We start from the raw sequence: 2,211 nt of genomic DNA, 5'->3' as shown, positions 1-2,211 counted from the left end.
ATAGGAAAAACATTTTTATTTAACCATCTTTTATTTAACAAATAGATACTTCTTTTATTAATCAACATTAATTTTCCAAAAATTAAAAATTCATAAAAAAATCTTTTATTGAATTTATAAATTAAGGGTAAACAATTTAGGTATATATATTTGGTGAGTCTAAAATCTTTATTGGTAAGTGCCAAAAAAAATAAATTAATTAGCCTTTTAAATAAAATATTCATTAATTCAATATCTTTCAAATTTCCTGCTCTTTTGATATTATCGATAAAAATATAACTTTCAGATTTTTTAAATCTATTGTTATAAATTTTATTTGAAAATGATTTTGTATTTGTATGCTGTCTGTATAAGAACAAAGGAATATTAATTACCCTGTAAGCCCCCTTTGAAATATTAAAAAACAAACGAGAAAAAAACTCTGCCTCTTGCCCTCTTTCTATAGATATATCAAACAGATTTTTATTTACTAAAAATTCTGTTTTGAACAGGACTGAAGGTGTTAAAATTTGCTGGTTCCAAATTACATAATCACGAAATAAATTTAAGTTTTCGTTTAACTCAATACATTTCAAGTTTTTTAAATTTTCATCTGTATAATATCCACTACAAATTACTATTTCTACTTCTTTATTAAAATTTTGAGATTTTATCATTAAAAATTCTTCTAACATCACATCATCATCATCAAACCAGTTTACATACTCACCTTTACTCACCTCAAACCCATAATTCCGGCAGGCATTTGCTCCTTTAGGACGGTCAGAAGGGCGGTGATGGTATTGAAAGCGCACATCCCTTGCAACATAGCCATCCACTACTTCATCGGTAGTATCAGTACTTCCGTCATCCACAATAATGCATTCCCAGTTTGTATAGGTTTGGGCCAGTACACTGTCTAAAGTTTCTCCAATCAAGTGTGCCCTGTTGAATGTAGGAATGATAATGGAGACTAAAGGCTGTAGCATGGGCTTATAATTATCTTTCAAAGATAAGGATATGGAGGTAAGTATATAATTTTTTTTGAAATGACTTATGACTACAAGACTTAGGAGGTATGACTCGATTCAAGGATCAACTTCCGGGGATCAAATATCAGTTACGGATGACAAAAGTTTGGAATTGGTACTTGTAATTTGGCCTTATTTATGGTTATTTTTAATTCACTCCTTTGGTTTCCTGAAAATTACAGTCTGTGCCCGTGCAAAAGATCGCTGCACCCAGCTCGGAAATTTTGCTTCCCACTGATAGGCCTTTTTTCTAAAGGCCCGGTTGGTTTTGCTTTTGGGAAACAAGCGGTTGAAACGCTCGATAAACCCAATGGGAATGACTTTGACTTCCTGAAAATACCGGAGCCCCATTTTTTGATAGTGGGCACTGCTATTGTCCCGGTCGGGATGCGGATCTTTTTCTTTCCAGGTTTTAAATTTGTCAGTTTGCAAACTGGAAGGCCTTCCCGGTACCGGTACCATCCAACGCAGCGCATCCAATACCTTGCTGTTGACGGCAGGCTCTACAAAGCGCACCTCGCCCCCGGGTTTTAGTATATGGGCTATTTTTTGATAAAAAGCCGCTTCCTGCTCGTGGGTTAAATGGTGCACGAAGGCTTTGCCTACCACCAGATCAAAACTGTTGGCCGGGAGCTGCCGGTTTAAAAAATCACCTTGTATAAAAGTGATGGGGGTTTTAGTCAGCTTTTCAGTATTGATTTTTGCAATGATCTCCCCACTCTTTTCAGCAATGTCATTGGCCGTTACTACTGCTCCCAAACCCGCCATCACGGCCGACAGGGTACAATCTCCACAACCCAGTTCGAGTACTTTTTTTCCGTGGAGTTGGTCTTTAAAACCATTACGGAACATGGCTACCCAACTGGTATCAGTCGTCGTGGCATCGGCTAAAAAGGCCTCCAGATTTTTTAGTTTCTTTTCAATGCCCGCAATCGAAACCGTTGCATACCGCTTGTTATAGTGGTCTTGGTTTTTTTGGGTGATGTTGGGAGGAATAGGATTCATTTTTATAATTTGTTTATTGCATTTATGCCCGTGCGCCGGCTGGCCCCTCCCTAAAAATGTCCACAGGACATTTTCTTTACGGTCGGTCCGGTAAAAATAGGAAAAGTTTTCGGGTTTGCGGGTTGGCGGGTTTGCGGGATTACCAAATAATCCTTACAGTAGTTCACTGGAAAGAATTCAAAATTCAATCCAGCCG

General features: G+C 37.3%; 2 protein-coding genes. Both read right to left on the bottom strand.

Annotated features, from left to right (window positions below):
- A partial coding sequence (locus tag AACY61_RS12750; RefSeq protein ID WP_339611958.1) for a glycosyltransferase family 2 protein occupies nucleotides 1–989 on the bottom strand: 989 nt, incomplete at its 3' end.
- Between the two features lie 174 nt (nucleotides 990–1,163).
- On the bottom strand, nucleotides 1,164–2,015 hold the full coding sequence (locus tag AACY61_RS12745; protein WP_339611956.1) for a class I SAM-dependent methyltransferase: 852 nt from the start codon (nucleotides 2,013–2,015) through the stop codon (nucleotides 1,164–1,166).
- Nucleotides 2,016–2,211 lie beyond the last annotated feature (196 nt).

Origin of the sequence: uncultured Planktosalinus sp. (assembly GCF_963973675.1) — a bacterium.
Taxonomy (GTDB): Bacteria; Bacteroidota; Bacteroidia; order Flavobacteriales; family Flavobacteriaceae; genus Planktosalinus.
This window is presented reverse-complemented; position numbering and strand designations above follow the sequence as displayed.

What these genes read in the sequence shown, in the direction of transcription:
- AACY61_RS12745 (WP_339611956.1), bottom strand. Translation starts at nt 2,015, where the DNA reads ATGAATCCTATTCCTCCCAACATCACCCAAAAAAACCAAGACCACTAT.